This is a genomic window from Providencia sp. PROV269, from assembly GCF_028477785.1.
GTDB lineage: Bacteria > Pseudomonadota > Gammaproteobacteria > Enterobacterales > Enterobacteriaceae > Providencia > Providencia rettgeri.
In genome coordinates, this window is the sequence record NZ_JAMPLV010000007.1 from 225188 (window position 1) to 244169 (window position 18982).

12 protein-coding genes and 1 riboswitch are annotated in these 18982 nt (G+C 39.1%); all 12 genes read left to right on the plus strand.

The features are described from left to right. Positions 1–2: 2 nt before the first annotated feature. A riboswitch (TPP riboswitch) is annotated at positions 3–100 on the minus strand. Positions 101–212: 112 nt separating this feature from the next. Continuing rightward, positions 213–746 (plus strand): RNA pyrophosphohydrolase, encoded by a 534-nt coding sequence (rppH, locus tag PR683_RS13040; RefSeq protein WP_004908658.1) that lies wholly within the window; start codon positions 213–215, stop codon positions 744–746. A 3-nt stretch (positions 747–749) separates the two neighbouring features. After that, a complete protein-coding gene (gene ptsP / locus PR683_RS13045; RefSeq protein WP_004908660.1) occupies positions 750–2996 on the plus strand; it encodes a phosphoenolpyruvate--protein phosphotransferase in 2247 nt (748 codons plus the stop codon). Between the two features lie 163 nt (positions 2997–3159). Further along, entirely contained in the window at positions 3160–4056 is an 897-nt protein-coding gene (gene lgt / locus PR683_RS13050; RefSeq protein ID WP_004908663.1) for a prolipoprotein diacylglyceryl transferase, read from the plus strand. A 119-nt stretch (positions 4057–4175) separates the two neighbouring features. After that, positions 4176–5027: a thymidylate synthase gene (locus tag PR683_RS13055; RefSeq protein ID WP_004908666.1), complete on the plus strand. Its 852-nt coding sequence runs from the start codon at positions 4176–4178 to the stop codon at positions 5025–5027. A gap of 317 nt (positions 5028–5344) precedes the next feature. Beyond that, positions 5345–5830, plus strand: a complete 486-nt coding sequence (locus tag PR683_RS13060; protein ID WP_232799102.1) for a prepilin-type N-terminal cleavage/methylation domain-containing protein — start codon at positions 5345–5347, stop codon at positions 5828–5830. After that, positions 5824–6429, plus strand: a complete 606-nt coding sequence (locus tag PR683_RS13065; RefSeq protein WP_109911785.1) for a prepilin peptidase-dependent protein — start codon at positions 5824–5826, stop codon at positions 6427–6429. Before PR683_RS13060 ends, PR683_RS13065 begins: the two co-directional genes overlap by 7 nt. Further along, positions 6426–6869, plus strand: coding sequence for a DUF2509 family protein (locus PR683_RS13070; RefSeq protein ID WP_004908674.1), 444 nt, complete (start codon positions 6426–6428; stop codon positions 6867–6869). The genes PR683_RS13065 and PR683_RS13070 overlap by 4 nt, the downstream gene beginning before the upstream one ends. Continuing rightward, positions 6866–7252, plus strand: coding sequence for a prepilin-type N-terminal cleavage/methylation domain-containing protein (locus PR683_RS13075; RefSeq protein ID WP_004908676.1), 387 nt, complete (start codon positions 6866–6868; stop codon positions 7250–7252). The genes PR683_RS13070 and PR683_RS13075 overlap by 4 nt, the downstream gene beginning before the upstream one ends. Further along, positions 7230–10604, plus strand: a complete 3375-nt coding sequence (gene recC / locus PR683_RS13080) for an exodeoxyribonuclease V subunit gamma (RefSeq protein WP_272581812.1) — start codon at positions 7230–7232, stop codon at positions 10602–10604. The genes PR683_RS13075 and recC overlap by 23 nt, the downstream gene beginning before the upstream one ends. 17 nt (positions 10605–10621) lie before the next feature. Further along, positions 10622–13519, plus strand: a complete 2898-nt coding sequence (ptrA, locus tag PR683_RS13085) for a pitrilysin (RefSeq protein WP_272581813.1) — start codon at positions 10622–10624, stop codon at positions 13517–13519. After that, on the plus strand, positions 13516–17124 hold the full coding sequence (gene recB, locus PR683_RS13090) for an exodeoxyribonuclease V subunit beta (protein WP_240105333.1): 3609 nt from the start codon (positions 13516–13518) through the stop codon (positions 17122–17124). The genes ptrA and recB overlap by 4 nt, the downstream gene beginning before the upstream one ends. Next, positions 17124–18971 (plus strand): exodeoxyribonuclease V subunit alpha, encoded by a 1848-nt coding sequence (recD, locus tag PR683_RS13095; protein ID WP_109911790.1) that lies wholly within the window; start codon positions 17124–17126, stop codon positions 18969–18971. Before recB ends, recD begins: the two co-directional genes overlap by 1 nt. Positions 18972–18982: the final 11 nt, after the last annotated feature.

Below are 18982 nucleotides of genomic sequence, written 5' to 3' on the forward strand. Positions count from 1 at the left end.
TATGCTGGCGGTGGCTCAAATCCCTACGCCGGTATTAACCGGATCAGGTTCTACGGGTTATTTCTCAGCCTAAATAAATTCGGCACCCCGTTGAGATGTTCACTATTGTAGTGACTTCAGGCATATCTGCAAACTGTATTGATATAGGTTTACCAGTTTAGGTATGTGTGAAACAATTAGGCATCTTTCAAATTTGGTTATTGAGGTAGTCTGTGATTGATGATGATGGCTACCGCCCGAATGTAGGAATTGTAATTTGTAATCGGCAAGGGCAAGTTTTATGGGCCCGCCGCTATGGTCAGCACTCATGGCAATTTCCTCAAGGAGGCATCAATCCTGGGGAATCGCCGGAACAGGCGATGTATCGTGAGCTATACGAAGAAGTCGGGCTACAGCGTAAAGATGTCAGGTTATTGGCATCTACCCGTAATTGGTTACGTTACAAATTACCCAAGCGTTTGGTGCGTTGGGATACAAAACCTGTTTGTATTGGGCAGAAACAGCGTTGGTTTTTACTCCAACTTCAATGCAATGATGCCGATATAAACGTGCAGCGCAGTAAATCGCCAGAATTTGATGGCTGGCGATGGGTCAGTTATTGGTATCCTGTTAGGCAGGTCGTTTCTTTTAAACGTGAAGTTTATCGGCGTGTCATGAAAGAATTCGCCCCCGTAGTAATGCCTTTACAGGAACAAAAATTACCACAACGACCCACTTTTAATAACCGTAGGCGTGGAGCAAAGTAGCCTATGTTGATGCGTTTACGTGAAATTGTCGAAAAAGTTGCAATGGCGACAAGTTTGACTGATGCGCTAGAAGTGTTGGTGAATGAGACTTGCAAAGCAATGAGAACAGATGTTTGTTCCATTTATTTAGCAGATCACCTTCGCCAATGCTATTACTTAATGGCAACCCGCGGGTTAAAAAAACCTAGCGGGATTGCTATTCGTCTAGGTTTTGATGAAGGTGTCGTAGGGGCGGTAGGGCGCCAGTCTGAGATGCTCAATCTAGCCGATATTCGTGAACACCCTCAGTATAAATTCCTGCCTCAGCTTAAAGAAGAACGCTTGAGAGCTTTCTTAGGTGTTCCCGTGGTCTATCGTCGCCAATTATTAGGCGTGCTGGTGGTACAGCAGCGGGAAAAGCGGTTGTTTAATGAAACCGAAGAATCTTTCATGGTCACATTGTCAATGCAACTGGCTGTGATTTTGTCACAAGCGCAAGCGAAAGGTATTTTTGGGCAATATCGGCAAAATAGAATTAAAGCGATTCCGGTATCACAGGGAATTGCAATGGCTTATGGGTGGCAAGATAGCTCCCAACCTTCTTTAGATAGTATTTTCCAAGCGAGTGCTATTGATATCGATAAAGAAAAACAACGCCTTGTCGCCGCTCTTGAAAGTGCCACAGCAGAATGTCGTCGTATTAGTAAGCGTTTTATGGCTAGCTCAGCAAAAGAAAGTGCTGCGATTTTTGATCTCTATAATCATCTACTTAGTGACCCTCAACTAAAAAAACACCTGTTTGCCGCTATTAATGACAATGCAACCGCTGAATGGGCGGTTAAAACGGTTATTGAAAATTATGTGGAGCAGTTTTCTCGCCTGCGTGACCTTTATCTAAGGGAAAGAGGGGCAGACTTAAAAGCATTAGGTCAACGCTTATTGTTTCATCTTGATGATTCACTTACCGCAAATGAACAATGGCCAGAAAGCTTTATTTTAGTTGCTGATGAGCTAAGTGCTAGCGTGTTGGCTGAGTTGCCTATTGAACAACTTGCCGGTGTGGTCGTGCGTGACGGAGCAACACATTCTCATTCTGCGATTTTAATCAGAGCCATGGGGATCCCTGCAATTATGGGGGCTGATATTGAGCCTTCGTTATTACATAACCGCCATTTAATATTGGATGGGTACCGTGGTGAGGTCTTTATTGAACCTGAAAATTTAATTGTTCAGGAATATCAGCAAATTATTGAAGAAGAAAATGCCATTAGCCGCTTAGCTGAAGGGACTCTTGAGCAAGATGCAATACTTAAAGATGGCGAAAAAGTTCACATTTACCTTAATGCAGGTTTAAGTCCGCGTTACGAGCAACAAATTAACACTGGGGTTGATGGTGTTGGTTTGTATCGTACTGAGCTGCCTTTTATGCTGCACAATGGTTTTCCCTCGGAAGATGAGCAGAAACAGCTCTATAAGGAAGTTTTGCAACTTTTTCCTACCAAACTGGTTGTGCTAAGAACTCTTGATATAGGGGCAGATAAACAGCTGCCTTATATGCCAATTAGCGAAGAAAACCCAAGCTTAGGTTGGCGTGGTATTCGTATTATGTTGGACCAGCCCGAGATCTTTTTGATTCAGCTAAGGGCTATGTTACGGGCGAATACGCTTTCGGGTAATTTACGTATTTTATTACCGATGGTGACAAGTGTTAATGAGATAGACGAAGCAATTTTGCTGGTTAAAAGAGCAAGAGAAGAAGTGAGTGTTTTATTAAAAATGCCAGTTGAGATGCCTCAAATTGGTATTATGCTTGAAGTTCCTTCTTTACTGTTTTTACTACCTGAAATTAAAAAACGTGTTGATTTTATCTCTATCGGGACTAATGACTTTACACAATATTTACTTGCTGTTGACCGTAATAACACCCATGTAGCAGCGCTATATGATAATCTTCATCCCTCAGTTGTGCGCTTTTTAGCAAAGGTAAGTGAAGAGTGCCAACGCCTGGAACTCCCTGTAAGCGTTTGTGGGGAAATGGCAGGTCAACCACTTAGCGCAATGGTATTAATTGCACTTGGGTATCGCTCTTTAAGTATGAGTGGGCGTAGTGTTCCTCGCATGAAATATTTAATCCGCCAGCTTGACCCTGCTTTGATGTCACAGTTAGTACCGAAGTTATTGGCTGCAGAAACTTGTGATAGCGTTAGGCAAGAAGCGAGTGAGTTTATGGAACAGCACCGTTTAGGTGGTTTTGTGCGTGGTGGAATTTAATTTACAACAAGATGTAAGCATCTAATTTGGTTAAGGCCTAAAAATATCAAGTATAAATGATGATACTTTTTGTTGTATGCTTCAGGGTGCTTCACAAATTGAAGCCTGTTGAATACGTAATAGTCGACGAGTAGTTGGCTTAATGATTAAAAAGTGGGGAACAATGAGTAACAACTACTTAGCATTTCCGGAAATAGATCCTGTTATGTTTTCGATTGGGCCAGTGTCGTTACATTGGTATGGTTTTATGTACCTTGTTGGTTTTGTTTTTGCCCTTTGGCTTGCAGGGCGTCGTGCCGCAAAACCAAATAGTGGCTGGACAAAAAATGAAGTCGAAAACTTGTTATATGTTGGCTTTGTTGGCGTATTTGTTGGTGGTCGGCTAGGTTACGTTTTCTTCTATAATCTTCCTGTTTTTCTTGATGATCCTCTATACCTCTTTAAGGTTTGGGATGGCGGTATGTCCTTCCATGGGGGCTTAATCGGTGTGATATGTGCCATGATGTGGTTTGCTCATCGTACTCGCCGTCGTTTCCTGCAAGTTTCTGACTTTGTTGCACCATTAATTCCATTTGGTTTAGGCATGGGGCGTATTGGGAACTTTATTAATGGGGAGCTATGGGGACGAGTTACACTTGATACGCCATGGGCATTTTTATTTCCACATTCACGCAGTGAAGATATTCAGCTTGCCGCCCAAGACCCTTCGTTACTACCCATATTAGAGCAGTATGGTGTGCTACCAAGACATCCATCACAACTTTATGAAATGTTCTTAGAGGGAATTGTTCTGTTTCTCATCTTGAACTTATTTGTGCGTAAGCCCCGCCCTATGGGGAGTGTTTCTGGGCTATTCTTGATTGGTTATGGTGCATTTAGGATTATCGTTGAATTCTTTAGGCAACCGGACGCACAGCTTGGTTTATTTGGTGGTATTAGTATGGGGCAAATTCTATCAATCCCAATGATTATTATTGGCATTCTAATGATTGTCTGGGCTTATAAATATGGTAAGAATGTGCCGGCTCATAAGCCACTAAAAGAGCCTAAAAAGAGTTAATTAGTCCATTTATTGGGGCTAACTTAGTCTGTTGAGTATAACTATTTTGTAAATAAAACAATGAAATACAATAAGGCGAAGGTTAGCCACTTAAGTTATTTTTGAAAAAGAGAGTCACTATGAAGCCGTATCTTGATTTATGCCAGCGTATTATTGATGAGGGTCAATGGGTTGAAAACAAACGTACAGGTGTTCGTTGTTTAACCGTTATTAACGCTGACCTTGAATATGATGTTGGTAATAATCAATTCCCCTTGATTACGACTCGTAAAAGTTTCTATAAAGCGGCGATAGCTGAACTTCTCGGTTATCTCCGTGGCTATGACAATGCAGCTCAATTTCGTGAAATTGGTTGTAATACTTGGAATGCAAATGCAAACGAAAACCAAGCATGGCTGAATAATCCCCATCGCAAAGGTGAAGACGATATGGGGCGCGTATATGGTGTTCAAGGGCGCTCATGGCAACGCCCAGATGGAACACATTTAGATCAGCTGAAAAAAGTCGTCAATAACTTAAAGAATGGTATTGATGACCGTGCGGAAATTATCACTTTCTATAACCCTGGTGAATTTGAAATGGGCTGCTTGCGTCCTTGCATGCATACTCATACTTTTTCACTATTAGGTGATACGCTACATTTAACATCTTACCAGCGTAGCTGTGATGTACCTCTTGGTTTAAATTTCAACCAAGTACAATGTTTTGTTTTACTCGCTCTAATGGCTCGTATTACAGGACATAAAGCAGGTAAGGCTTATCATAAAATTGTGAATGCACATATCTATGAAAACCAATTACCTTTAATGCGTGATGTCCAACTAAAACGTGAGCCTTTTGCTTCTCCGTCATTGATTATTAACCCCAAAATTCAGTCATTAGAAGATCTCGAAACATGGGTAACTTCAGATGATTTTATCCTTGAAGGGTACCAGTGCCATGAGGCTATCAAATATCCATTTACTGTTTGATTAGTGAATAAATTTTTAACTAAGATGGTTTTATCAAAAACCATCTTAGTATTGTTTTTTAATATCTTATTAATTTTCCTCCTTTATCAATCTCATCATCCTTGACGAAATTTATCTTGGCTCATAAGCCATTTACTTTCGTGTATTTATTTTGACTGAACTATTTCTTTGCGAGGCTCTTCGCAAATTGAGTTGTATTGCTCTGAATCTATCTATTTTTTTGCGAAACGTTATGCAGTTTGTAATCACAAAACTCGCTATACCGTTTTTTTTGGGCAATCTCAGGCTTGTGTATGAAAAAGTGGAGTCACAACAAGATGAGAGTTGATTCAAATACAATACAGCGTGGTTTCACCTTAATTGAAATTCTTATTGTTTTATTTATTTGCTCTTTCATTATGTTGTCCGGTTTATATCAATGGCAACAGCAGGTAGAAAGACAACGGTTAATCGATGCTGCTAGGCAAGTATCTGAGTTTATTTATAGCCAAATGATAGAAGGGGTCTATTTAAATAGGTACCAAATATTATCGGTTAAGGTTGGGAAAGGTGATTGGCAGCTTATTGTTAAGGATGCAAATAACAAGCAGCAAGTTGGCAAGCTAACAGCAGAAAGGCACCAAGGAATAACTCTTAGCAAAGTAAGCCGTACTTCAATCCAGCTTTATGGAAAACAGGGAACTATTCGTGCTTTTAGCATAGAGCTAAAAAATCAACATGAGCAAATCACAATTTATATTTCTTCATTAGGTCGTATAAGAAGTTGTAGCCATAAAAAAATGGCCGGAGTACCGAAATGTTGACCCTCTTAACTAACGATAAATTAAAAAAGCAGCAAGGATTTACGCTAATTGAAATGTTGATGGCAATGGCTATCAGTAGCATTGTGTGTGTATCAGCGATGAGCGCCATTCCCACATTATTTAAACAAACTTATCGGTCTTACATTCAATATCAAATAGACAGGGATATAAGACAAACATTGATAAACATGGAAAAAGATTTTAGAAGGATTGGTTATTGCAGTAGCCTGAATTGTGGAAAGGAGCCTTTAAAAATTGCATCTAAGGCTTTAAGCCAAGGGAACAATTCATGCATTATTTTTGCTTATGACCAAGATTTATCAGGTAACTGGGAAAATATTAAATCTAAATCGATAGATTCTGATTATTTCGGTTATCGCTTAAATAATGAAAAATTAGAAACCAATAGGAATGTCAGGGATTGCAATGGAATACGTTGGCAATCGCTATTTGATGAGAAGCTAATCAAGGTTAAAAAATTAGTATTTAATTGGCGGGAAAATGTGCAATTACTTGAAATGGAAATTAGCCTTAGAACAGAGTTATTACCTAATCAAACATTTAATTACCGAATAGCGGCCTTGGTTAGAAATTTATGAAGCGTATAGAGCAACAACAGGGAAATGTTTCTCTATTGATGGTTATTATTTTTATCACAATAGGCACATTATTGATTAAATCTGTGCATTTCTTCCAAGAACGAGCTAGAGATGAGCAGCGTAATGAAATTAAGTATTTCGATGCTTTTAATAAAGCAGAATCAGCCCTTGCATGGGGAGGAACATTGCATTGGGATAGTAAACATAGAGAACTAAGGCATTGGGTTTGCCAGAAAGAGGAAACTCAACAATGGAAAAGTTGCTTAAAACATTACAAAGGGGCGACTTTCGTACTTTCGGGACAAAGTCATTACCGCTCTGAAAATGAAATTAAAGTTTACCGGTGGATGGTATTGGATGTAAATAAACGACAGTTTTTTCCTCGTGAAAAAGGGTGGTTAGATTATTGTCCAGTGATTAAAAAAGGGTTTTGCGAGTGAGAATAAAGCAGCAAGGGTTTGCATTAGTTGAAGCGATGATTGGCGTGGTTATTTTTGCTATTTCACTGGTAGCTTTGGTAAACTATTCTCAATATATCATATTGAATTTTAATCAATTGTATATGAATTCTTCGGCAATTAGAGTGCTGCATAGCACATTAGAAAAAAGCGTAATGTCAGGGAAACCAATATCAGGGGAGAAAAATTCTTCCATAGGGCCAAATTTGCGTTACCCTGAATGGAAAATGCAAACAGTTCGCATACCACGGGTCGATAACTGTACTGAGTTAATGGTATCGTTAACGGTAAAAAAACAGCCATTTTCATTGAGTCGTTGGTATTGCTCAACAGGAGAGCATCATGTTTCAAGTGTATCATTCTAATCAATTAGATTTATTAAAAGATCTAATGACTCATTTAATGAAAAATGAACCACTTTCTCATCCTTTTGAGCAAGAAATAATTTTAGTACAAAGTCCTGGAATGTCACAGTGGCTACAAATCGAACTTGCTAAGCAGTTTGGTATCGCTGCAAATATTAATTATCCCTTACCTGCAACATTTATTTGGGATATGTTTAGGCGGGTCTTACCGAAGATTCCAAAAGAAAGCGCTTATACCAAACAAGCAATGACATGGAAATTAATGACAATATTGCCAACCGTCATTAACGAAGAAGAATTTGAACCTTTAAGGCATTATCTTCAAGAGGATACCGATAAACGTAAGCTGCATCAACTTGCAGGTAGGATTGCTGATTTATTTGACCAATATTTGGTATATCGCCCACAATGGGTTGAAATATGGCAAAAAAATGAATTAATAGAGGGGCTAAGTGAAAATCAATTGTGGCAAAAACGTTTGTGGCAATGCCTTGTTGATTATTCAAATGAATTAAAACAGCCGCCTTGGCACAGAGCTAATTTATATCAACATTTTATTGATACATTATCATCGAATCCTGATTTAGGAAAAATGCTGCCAAAGCGTATTTTTATTTGCGGTATCTCATCTCTTCCACCTGTTTATTTACAAGCTATCAATGCAATAGCAGAACATACAGATGTTCATTTAATGTTCACTAACCCATGTCGTTATTATTGGGGAGACATTCAAAGTGCATCATTTTTAGCTAGGTTGCAGCAAAGGAAACTTCGGCATTATCTTGACAAACATGAAATTTCTCGTTTTAAACTTGAGGATCATACTCCTAATTTATTTAATGAAAATGGCGAGCAGGATATCGTAAATCCACTGCTTGCATCGTGGGGAAGGCTAGGCCGAGACAACCTATACTTTATTTCTCAAATCGATAGTGCTAATGAAATTTCAGCTTATGTTGATACTGAACGAGCCAATTTATTAGAGAATATCCAGCAGGATATTTTAGATCTCGAAAACCATGCTCAATTAGGAACAACATTAGAAAATTATGAAACGAGTGTGGGTAAGCGGCCAATCAATGAGCTAGATGATTCGATAACATTCCATTTATGCCATAGTGCACAGCGGGAAGTCGAAGTATTACAAGATCATCTACTTTCTCTCTTTGAGCAAGACCCATCGTTAACCCCGCGTGATGTGATAGTCATGGTTGCCGATATCGACAGCTATGCTCCCTATATTCAGGCTGTTTTTGGTAATACAGCATCAGTTCGTTATATCCCTTTTTCAATATCCGATAGGAAAGCGCTACAGGCTCACCCTATTTTACAAGCATTTATTATACTACTCGATTTACCTCAGAGCCGCTTTTCAACGGAGCAAGTTCTCAGTCTACTTGAGGTTTCTGCTTTTTCTCAACGTTTTGGTATTGATGAAAGTGAATTAAGTTTATTACGCCGCTGGGTTAATGAATCAGGGATTCGCTGGGGGCTTGATGATGATAATGTACGCTCCTTCGCTTTGCCGGTGATAGGGCAAAATACATGGGAATTTGGCTTAAGTAGAATGTTGCTTGGCTATGCAATGGACAGTAGAAATGGCCCGTGGAATGGTATTTTACCTTACGATGAGTGTAGTGGCTTAGCGGCTCAGCTTGCCGGGAAATTAGCATTATTAATCAATACACTAAGAGAGTGGCGCGCTGTACTAGCACAGGAACGTCCACTTGCAGAATGGAAAGAACTTTGCCAGCAATTACTTGATAGCTGTTTTATGGTTGATGGTGAAACTGAACTGGTTCTCGCACTATTGACGGAACAGTGGCATCAAATAATTGATAACGCGATAACTTCAGGATATGAAGAGCAAATTCCATTACGATTAATTCGTGATGAACTTTCAGTTCGTTTTGATGATGAAAAGATTAGTCAACGTTTCTTGGCTGGAGCCGTTAATTTTTGTACTTTGATGCCAATGCGCTCGGTGCCATTTAAGGTTGTGTGTTTACTGGGGATGAATGATGGTGCTTACCCTCGGAATATACCGCCTTTAGGGTTTGATTTGATGGCTGAAAAGCCTGTGCGTGGAGACCGAAAACGCAGGGACGATGATAGATATCTGTTTTTAGAAGCATTGAATTCAGCATCTAAACAACTTTATGTTAGCTATATCGGGCTTTCTATTCGCGATAATCAACCTTGTAATCCATCAGTATTAGTAACTGAATTAATTGATTATATATGCCAAAGCTTTTGTTTAGTTGGCGATGAAACGTTGACCATTGATGAAAGTGCTAAGCGGTTAAGCGAGCATCTGGTCATTCAACATAATAGAGTCCCATTTGCAAAAGAAAATTTTTTACCAGAAACACCTTTTCAGAGCTTCGCGAGCGAGTGGTTACCTGCCGCAAAAACAACAAATAAAGTTGATGAACCATTTTGTTCAGTACTTGAAACTCGTGAACCCATTACGGAAATTTCTTTAGAACAATTATTACGTTTTTATCGTCACCCGATTAGGGCATTTTTTCAACAACGTTTGAAAGTACATTTTTCTATTGAAGAAACTGAACTACCAGAAGAAGAGCCATTTAACTTAGGTAGATTACAACGATATAAAATTAATGATCAAATTTTAGATTTACTTGTCAAAGATAAGAATATTGAGCCTTTTTATTCTGCTTTAAAAGCATCGGGCCAGCTGCCTGCTAGGCAATTTGGTCAACTTTTTTGGGAACAGCAGTTGAACGAAATATCGCCATTAGCCGAAAAAGTTAAAGAATATGATATGCAGCTATTTGATTATCCGTTTGATTTTCAGTTAAATGGGATAAAAATCACAGGGTTACTGAAAAATATTCATGAAACAGGAATGGTACGCTATCGTCCTGCTTACTTAACCGCTAATGATGGGGTGCAGCTATGGGTGGAGCATTTGCTATTTAACTCACAAATTGGTGAAGGGGAAAGCCTTGCACTAGGAAGAGATAATAGTATTTGGCAGTTTTCCGCTATTAACAAAGAAGATGCATTGGTTTATCTACAAGATTTAGTCGTAGGCTACTGTGAGGGGTTTAATTCTCCGTTAATTCTTCTTTCTCAAAGTGGTTGGAGTTGGGTTAAGGCTTGTTTTGATAAAAAGACGAAACAGTACGATTTTTTGAGTGAAGAAACTCAGCAAAAAGCATTATCTGCTTTGCTCCAAAACTTACAAGGAAGTCAGATACAAAGAGGCGAGATGGAAGATGATTATGTGTCAAGAATTTGCAGAAGCATTGATGATGTGATGATTAAAACTTTATTATCAAATACTCAGCGGTTTTTATTACCGATGACAAAATACTTGAAATGACAGGAGAGCACCAAAGGATGCAATATTTATCCAAAAATATCGCTCATCTATTTTTATTACTGGTAATTTTTTTCGGTGGCCAAGCGATTGCAGCACAACCACTTTGGCAAATTTTGCCTGAAACAGTAAATAAAAGCGAAAGTGACCCTAGGGAATATAAAGCCATCAAACTCAGTAATGATATGACGGTTTTATTAGTATCAGATGCCAAAGCGACAAAATCATTGGCTGCTGTATCGATACCTGTTGGTAGTATTGAAAACCCAAATAGCCAATTAGGGCTGGCCCATTATTTAGAGCATATGGTTTTAATGGGTTCTAAAAAGTACCCCGAGCCAAGCAGTTTCTCTGAGTTTTTACAAAAACATGGTGGTAGCCATAATGCAAGCACGGCATCTCACCGCACTGCTTATTATTTTGAAGTTGAAAATGGCGCATTAAAAGAAGCAACGGACAGGCTTGCAGATGCATTGGCTGAGCCACTTTTAGACCCGATTAATGCAGATAGAGAACGTAATGCAGTTAATGCAGAACTTACAATGGCACGTTCTCGTGATGGGATGCGTATATGGCAAGTACGTTCTGAAACATTGAACCCATTACACCCGAATTCGCGTTTTTCGGGAGGGAATTTAGAGACTCTAAAAGATAAACCTAATAGCAAACTACAAGATGAGCTAGTGGGTTTTTATAAGCAGTATTATTCTGCAAACCTAATGAATGCAGTACTTTACGGCGACCAGTCTATTGAGTCATTAGCGAATATCGCACAGGAAACATTTGGGCGTATACCTAATTTTAATGCAAGTGTTCCTGCTGTTAATATCCCCGCAGTAACGGAGAATGAAAAAGGTATTATCATCCATTATGTGCCGGCTCAACCGCAAAAAGCCATACAAATTGAATTTAGTATTAAAAATAATATGGCAGATTTTCGCAGTAAAAGTGATAACTATATTAGTTACTTAATTGGCAATAGAAGTCCAGGGACACTAGCTGATTGGTTAATATCACAAGGACTTGCTGAAGGTATCAGCGCTTCTGCATCCCCAAATTTAGATAGAAACTATGGCTCTTTCTCTATTTATGTCACGTTGACAGATAAAGGCTTACAAGAAAGGGACGAAATTATTGCAGCTATTTTTTCTTATCTTGAGTTAATTAAGAACGATGGAATCAATAAAAGTTACTTTGATGAAATAGCAAAAGTTCTTAATTTATCATTCCGTTATGGTTCAATTGTTAGGGATATGAACTACATTGAATGGTTATCAGACCAAATGATTGATGTTCCTGTTAATCATGTTCTGGATTCAGATTATATTGCTGATAAGTATGATCCTGAGGCGATTAAACAGCGTTTATCAGAGCTCAGCGCGCAAGAGGCAAGGATTTGGTTTATTAGCCCAAATGAACCGAATAACAAAAAGGCGTATTTTGTTGATGCGCCGTATCAAGTTAACAAAATTACAGCAAAACAGTTTAAATCGTGGGCAAGTTTAGAATCTAAAATGAATTTTAAATTACCCGCTTTAAACCCGTATATTGCTGATAATTTATCATTAATTAAAACTAGTAAGGCTTATAAACACCCTGAATTCATCTATCAAGATGGCAATACGCGTGTGTTATATATGCCAAGTCAATATTTTGCTGATGAGCCGAAGGCAAGTATCACTTTATCATTACGTTCTAATCAAGGGGATAAAGATGCCAAGGAACAAGTAACAGGTTCTTTATTACAATATATCGCTTCATTGAAAATGGATGAGCTGCAATATCAAGCATCGGTAGCGGGTATGTCAGTCTCTGTTTCTCAAGGAGTTGGTCTGCAATTAAATGCCAGTGGTTACACCCAACATTTACCTGAACTCTTTTTATCCATGACTAAGCTATACCTAAATTTTGAGCCAACGGAACAAGAGTTAGCTCAAGCAAAATCTTGGTATAAAGAGCAAATTGAAGTTGCTAATAATGCGAAAGCTTATGAGTTGGCTATGCAACCGATTCAACGTATTAATAGTGTGCCTTATTTTGAGCAAGAACAGCGTTTAGCGGAGCTAGATAAAATATCACTACAAGACATCACTAGCTACCGTGAAATGATAGTTAAAAGTGCAGCATTACAGGCGCTGGTCTTTGGCAATATGACTGAGCCACAAAGCATTAAAACTATTAAGGATGCACAGCGATTATTAAAGAGTGAAGGTACCAATTGGTGGCGTGGTGATATTGTCGTTATTGACAAAAATTATCTAGCCGATTTCCAAAAGCAGGGAAATAGCTCAGATAATGCGCTTGCTGAAATCTTTATTCCAGACGGTTATAGCCGCATTGATGGTGCAGTATTATCAGGTATTCTTTCTAAAGTGATTCAGCCTTGGTTTTATGATCAACTAAGAACTAATGAGCAACTGGGTTATGCAGTATTTGCTTTTAAAACTGGGCTGGGTGATCAGTGGGGTATGGGCTTTTTGATTCAAAGTAATGCCAAAACACCGAGTTATTTGAATACACGTTACCAACAATTTTATCTTCAAGCATTAGAGAAACTGAAAAAACTACCGATAGATGAATTTAATCAATATAAACAATCTATTATCACGGAAATGAACCAACCACCTCAAACATTCTATGAGGAAGTCGGTCGTTATTCATCTGATTTTTCTAGAAATATTTTCAGTTTTGATACTCGTGAAAAAGTTATTGCAACTTTAGGTAGGGCAACGAAAGAACAAGTCATTGAGTATTATGAAAATGCAGTTATAAAGCACAAAGGGTTAGCCGTTAGCTCCCAAGTTATAGGCCGAGGAGTTGACACTAAAGTAGGATATGCGCATCTGAAAGATTGGGTGCTTTACCCAACAGCTTCTCAGTTGCAAAAGATTTTACCAATAAAGGAAGATGCTGAGTGAATAAAGTGCAGGTAGAGTCCCAATTACTGAATGTTTTTTCCTTGCCACTGCGTGGACAGCGGTTAATTGAAGCATCAGCAGGAACGGGTAAAACGTACACAATTGGTATACTTTATCTGCGGCTTTTATTAGGTCTGGGAGGCGTTAATGCGTTTCCTCGGCCGTTAAGTGTTGAAGAAATCTTAGTTGTAACATTTACAGAAGCTGCAACGAATGAGTTACGTGGGCGTATTCGTCAACGTATTCATGATATGCGCTTAGCTTGCTTAAGAAATGGTGTTGGTTTCGAGTCGCAGCCTGAGTATCTTGAATTATTAGCCGAGCTTTCGGGGGAGTCTCAAAGAGAATTCGCTGCGCGATGGTTGCAGGCTGCGGAAAGGCAAATGGATGAAGCAGCAATATACACTATCCATGGTTTTTGCCAAAGAATGCTAGTTCATAATGCATTTGAGTCAGGAGTGCTATTTGAACAGACCATGATTCAAGATGAATTTCCGATTCAGAAACAAGCCTGTGCAGATTTTTGGCGCCGCCATTTTTACCCTTTAAATTACTCCATGACGAAAGTCATTCAGTCACTGTGGAGTGGTCCTGAAGCATTGCTCTCGGAGATTAAACCTTTCTTACAAGGTGATATTCCTTTAATTATTAACCAACCAAAGCAAATTGAATCTCTAGAAGAACGGCATCAGCGACTAATCTTGTTAATTGAGTCTGTAAAAGCGGCATGGTTAGAAAATTCAGCAGATTTTGAGAAGCTTATCGCTGATTCCGATGTTGATAAACGAAGTTATAGTACTCGTTTTCTACCTACATGGTTGATAAAAATCGGTGAATGGGCTCAAGAAGAAACAGAAGATTATCAGCTACCTAAAGATCTTGAACGCTTTTCACAAACGGTACTACATAAAAAATCAAAAAGTGGTTCGGGGCCAGAGCATGTTGTTTTCCAAAGAATAGATGAGCTACTTTCTCAATCATTAACCCTAAAAGATCTGATTATTCCACTGGCTATTGCAGAGGTGAGGGAGGCTATCACTTTTGAAAAACATAACCGAGGTGAGATGGGGTTTGATGATTTATTGACCCGTTTAGACAGTGCTCTTGCTCAAGAAAGCGGAAAATTTTTAGCTCAAGCTATTAGCCAACGTTTTCCCGTTGCAATGATAGATGAGTTTCAAGATACAGATGCACAGCAATACCGTATTTTTCAACGCATTTATCGGGAAGTTAATGACAGTGCATTACTTTTTATCGGCGACCCTAAACAAGCTATATATGCTTTTCGAGGCGCTGATATTTTCACCTATATCGAAGCAAAAAATGAAGTTAGTGCTCACTATACATTAGAGACTAACTATCGTTCATCGCAAAATATGGTTGAAGCTATTAATCATCTATTTTCTCGTTGTCAGTCCCCATTTATTTTTGAGCAAATTCCTTTTCAACCCGTTAATTTTGCTAAACAAAATAGTGATAAAAAACTTATTCATGATGGTGAAAAAGTCAAATCACTTACATTTTGGCAACTTGAAGCGGAAGGTATCTCCGTTGCTGAATATGAACAAGCAACAGCTTCACAATGTGCGGTGCAAATAGCACAATACTTACAAGGCGGGTTGCAAGGTAGTAGCTATTTTGACAATCAAGGGGCGCATACACCTGTTGAAGCTTCTGACATTACAGTGTTGGTGCGCAGCCGACGAGAAGCCGTATTAATTCGTGATGCTTTAAATCGGTTAAATATCCCTTCTGTATTTCAATCTAATCGGGAAAGTGTATTTTCAACACCAGAAGCGAGAGATTTACTGTGGTTGCTACAGGCAGTTTTAACACCCGAAAAAGAACGTGTTTTGCGTAGTGCATTGGCGACAGGGATATTGGGTTTAACCGCTAAACAAATTGATGACTTAAACCATGATGAAAAATCGTGGGAAAAAATTGTAGATGAATTTGCTCGTTATGCCATGGTTTGGCAAAAGCGTGGCGTGCTTCCCATGCTTAGAATGGTCATGGCGCAGAGGCAGATTGCAGAAACGTTATTATCAGGCACTGATGGAGAACGCCGCTTGATGGATGTGATGCATATTGGTGAGCTATTACAAGAAATGTCATTACAGCTTGAAGGTGAGCACACACTAACACGTTGGCTAGCACAACAAATTGCCCATCCTGACCATCAATCTGACGTACAGCAAATGCGTCTTGAAAGTGATAAACACTTGGTGCAAATCAGTACCATTCATAAATCTAAAGGCCTTGAATACAAGATTGTTTGGTTACCTTTTGCGAGCAATTTTTTACCTCAATCTAAAGGCTTGTATCACGACAGAACAGATTATGGGGTACGTCTAGATTTAAATGATAGTGAAGAAAATGTCGCTTTAGCTGATGAAGAACGTCTAGCAGAAGACCTGCGTTTATTGTACGTGGCACTTACAAGAGCCATCTATCACTGTAGTGTTGGTATTGCACCATTAATTAAAGGTAATAGGAAAAAAGGTGGTGAAACAGACTTACACTTATCTGCGCTGGGCTATGTTATCCAAAAAGGACAAGCTGGAGATAGCTTGCTATTAAACGACATGTTGGCTGAGATTAGCAATGACGTTATTGATGTTATCGTGATTAATCAACCTAAGTCGGAACGTTTATTATTAGAACAAAATGACAGCGTAAACTTGTCTGCAAGAACGGTGACTCGTCATTTTAATGATCATTGGCGTGTTACTAGTTATTCGGGGCTAAGTTACGGCTCAAGCCATACAGAGGCAGAACAATCAGTTTCAGCATTGCAATTTGCGAATTCATTAGCCCCTAATATGGATATTGAGGCCAGTATTGATGTGGAGCAGCAGGAAGGTGAGTCTTTTACTCTAACCCCTCATCAATTTCCTAAAGGCGCATCTCCGGGAACATTTTTACATAGCTTGATGGAGGAAATTGACTTTAGTGAGCCGGTTTCTCAAGAGTGGTTGTCTGAGAAACTTGAATCCTCAGGGTTTGACTTACATTGGGCATCAATGCTGCAAGAATGGCTACACGCAATTGTACAGGCACCATTATCAGAAGACGGGCTATGTTTGTCTGCATTACAGGTTCAAGACCAATTAGATGAGATGCAGTTTTATCTTCCTATTGAGTCAATATTGAGTGCAAGCCACTTAGATAAGATAACGCATCAATATGACCCATTATCACAACGTTGCCCCCCGCTCAATTTTGAGAAAGTTCAGGGGATTTTAAAGGGCTTTATTGACCTCACCTTTTACTGGAAAGGTAAATTTTATCTTCTTGATTATAAGTCAAATTATCTAGGGAAGGATGCTAGCTTTTATACCCAAGAGGCCATGGCTGAAGCGATGATAGACCACCGCTATGATTTACAATATCAACTATATTCGTTGGCGTTACATCGTTACCTAAAGCAAAGAATGCCTAATTATGACTATGAAGCCCATTTTGGAGGCGTTTATTATTTATTTTTAAGAGGAATAGATAATGTCAATTCAAGTAATGGAATTTTCTTTTGTCGCCCAATAGGCGCTTTTATTGAAGCGTTAGATAGCATATTTAAAAATGCTCAACAAGGGGAGTCAGCTTAATGAAATCCCTATTTAATCAGGCTATTGAGGAATATATCTTTACACCTCTAGATGTGCAATTTGCTTACAGTATTTCTGATAATAAGCACCCTATAGTGCTTACTATTGCCGCACTTCTTAGTGCAGAAACCATGGCTGGACATGTTTGTTTAGCGCTGGCAGATGTTATACCTGAAAAATTATTTGCAGGAAGGCACCCAGAGTTAGCCGCTGAATTTTGGCAAAAAATGGGAGAGCCGAGCGAACAAGAACTTTATCAAACGCTAAAACAAGCAAATGCAGTGTCACTATCAACAGAAAACAAAATCTCTCCTTTGGTGCTTTCGGGGGGATACTTATATTTTCAACGAATGTGGCAATATGAGCAGTATGTCGCAAACTTTTTCGCTAGTACATCAGTAGACAAACAAAATAATGCTCAAATTAAGAGTGTATTGGATAGCCTATTTCCCATTACTGATGAAATAGATTGGCAAAAAATTGCCGCAGCAGTTGCTGTAACCAGTAAGGTATCAATTATATCAGGGGGGCCGGGGACAGGAAAAACGACAACAGTTGCGCGTATCCTTGCGGCATTAATTAAACTTGAAGCCAGGCATCACCATAAAATTAGAATTGAGCTGGCTGCTCCAACAGGTAAGGCTGCAGCTAGGTTGACAGAGTCCCTCGGTGAGGCGATGAAAAAAATTCCTTTAACTGATGAAGAACGCGCTGTTTTACCTAATCATGCAAAAACATTGCACCGTTTATTAGGGGCTCAACCTGAGAGCCAGCAGTTTCGCTATAACCGTGATAATCGTTTATCTCTTGATGTACTCATTGTTGATGAAGCCTCAATGGTAGATTTACCTATGATGAGTAAATTACTTGAGTCATTACCTGAAAATGCAAAGTTAATATTTTTAGGTGATAAAGACCAATTAGCCTCGGTCGAGGCAGGGGCAGTATTAGGGGATATTTGTCAGTTTGCTGATAATGGTTATAGTGTAGAAAGAGCGTCTCAGCTTTCGGAACTAACAGGGCATTCTATCGAATCTTATGCATCACCAAGCGGCCCTGCTATTCGTGATAGCCTATGTCTACTACGTAAAAGCTACCGTTTTTCTGCAGACTCAGGGATTGGCCAACTCGCTTTTGCTGTAAACGAAGGTAATGTTTCTCAAGTTCAACAATTACTAAACCAACAGCGGCCGGATGTACATAGTTATATCCAAGAAACTGCGGATGATTACGCGAAAATTTTATTAGATGCCGCTGAAAATTATAAGGAATATCTGCTTGCGGTAAAAGATAAAGAAGACCCTGAGCAGGTTTTGAAAAAATTTAACCAATATCGGTTACTAACGGCTCTGCGAGAAGGACCTTTTGGCGTTATTGGCCTAAACGATAAATTGGAAAAATTGTTTCATAGACAAGGGATAATAAACCGCCCATATAATTTATCGAATAAACACTATGCAGGCCGGCCAATTATGATTAGTCGTAATGATAGCCCTCTAGGACTCTTTAATGGGGATATCGGTATCATTTTACCTGATGAAGAAAATGCACTTAGAGCTTATTTTCAATTTCCTGATGGGACTATACGTGGAGTGCAACCTAACCGACTCCCACAACATGAAACAGCTTATGCGATGACAGTTCATAAATCACAAGGTTCGGAGTTTGCTCATACCGCATTGGTTTTACCAAATGTATATTCTCCCGTAATGACCCGTGAGCTAGTGTATACGGCGATAACTCGAGCTAAAAAAGAGCTATCTCTTTATGGCAGTCCAAAGGTATTACGTCGAGCAGTTGAAACGCCAACCAAGCGGCGAAGCGGTTTAGCGACCCAATTAATGTGACTAGTTTATAT

Excerpts from the sequence above, each read along its gene's own strand:
- ptsP (WP_004908660.1), top strand. The coding sequence starts at position 750 with ATGTTGATGCGTTTACGTGAAATTGTCGAAAAAGTTGCAATGGCGACA.
- lgt (WP_004908663.1), top strand. The coding sequence starts at position 3,160 with ATGAGTAACAACTACTTAGCATTTCCGGAAATAGATCCTGTTATGTTT.
- PR683_RS13055 (WP_004908666.1), top strand. The coding sequence starts at position 4,176 with ATGAAGCCGTATCTTGATTTATGCCAGCGTATTATTGATGAGGGTCAA.
- PR683_RS13060 (WP_232799102.1), top strand. The coding sequence starts at position 5,345 with ATGAGAGTTGATTCAAATACAATACAGCGTGGTTTCACCTTAATTGAA.
- PR683_RS13065 (WP_109911785.1), top strand. The coding sequence starts at position 5,824 with ATGTTGACCCTCTTAACTAACGATAAATTAAAAAAGCAGCAAGGATTT.
- PR683_RS13070 (WP_004908674.1), top strand. The coding sequence starts at position 6,426 with ATGAAGCGTATAGAGCAACAACAGGGAAATGTTTCTCTATTGATGGTT.
- recC (WP_272581812.1), top strand. The coding sequence starts at position 7,230 with ATGTTTCAAGTGTATCATTCTAATCAATTAGATTTATTAAAAGATCTA.
- ptrA (WP_272581813.1), top strand. The coding sequence starts at position 10,622 with ATGCAATATTTATCCAAAAATATCGCTCATCTATTTTTATTACTGGTA.
- recD (WP_109911790.1), top strand. The coding sequence starts at position 17,124 with ATGAAATCCCTATTTAATCAGGCTATTGAGGAATATATCTTTACACCT.